At 63.6% G+C, this 643-nt stretch carries 1 protein-coding gene; it reads right to left on the bottom strand.

Features of this window, described 5'->3' with window-relative positions:
* A partial coding sequence (locus tag MTX36_RS29465) for an ABC transporter permease (protein WP_243623202.1) occupies positions 1 to 643 on the bottom strand: 643 nt, incomplete at both ends.

Raw genomic sequence — 643 nt, 5'->3', positions numbered from 1 at the left:
TCGCCCTGTTGCGCAGCGCGAACGATCAGGCTGCCCATTCCGGGTAGTGAGAACAGCGTCTCGACGATCACGGTGCTGCCGATCATGCCGCCGAGTGCCAGACCCATCATGGTGATGAGCGAGAACGACGACGGGCGCAGTGCATCACCGAACAGGACACGCAGCGTGGGCATGCCCTTGGCCTTCGAGGCGAGGATGTAATCCTCACGCAGGGTGGTGACCAGGTCGCTGCGTAGAACGCGAGTGAACATCGCCATCTCGAGGAGGCTGATGGTGATCGCGGGAAGTATTGCGTGAGAGAGGTTTCCGGAGAGGCTTTCGCCGATGCGAACCCACTGTGAACGCGGGAACCAGCCGAGCCAGTTGACCGTGACCATGATGAGCAGCAAGCCGGCGAGGAAGCTCGGGACCGACAGGACACCGAACGTCGCGGCGCTGATGACGCGGTCGATGACGCCACCTTCGTGGTGCGCAGACCACAGTGCCAGCGGGACTGCGACAACCAGGGCGATGACGAGGCCCATCACGGCCAGCTGGACGCTGACGGGAAGCGCGGACGTGATTGCCGTGAGGACATCCTGCTGCGGCGGGACCAACGAATTACCGAGGTCGCCGGTGACGGCGCTTGTCAGCCAGTCCCAGT

The sequence above is a fragment of the Rhodococcus sp. ARC_M6 genome, from assembly GCF_022810305.1.
GTDB lineage: Bacteria > Actinomycetota > Actinomycetes > Mycobacteriales > Mycobacteriaceae > Rhodococcus_F.
This window is presented reverse-complemented; position numbering and strand designations above follow the sequence as displayed.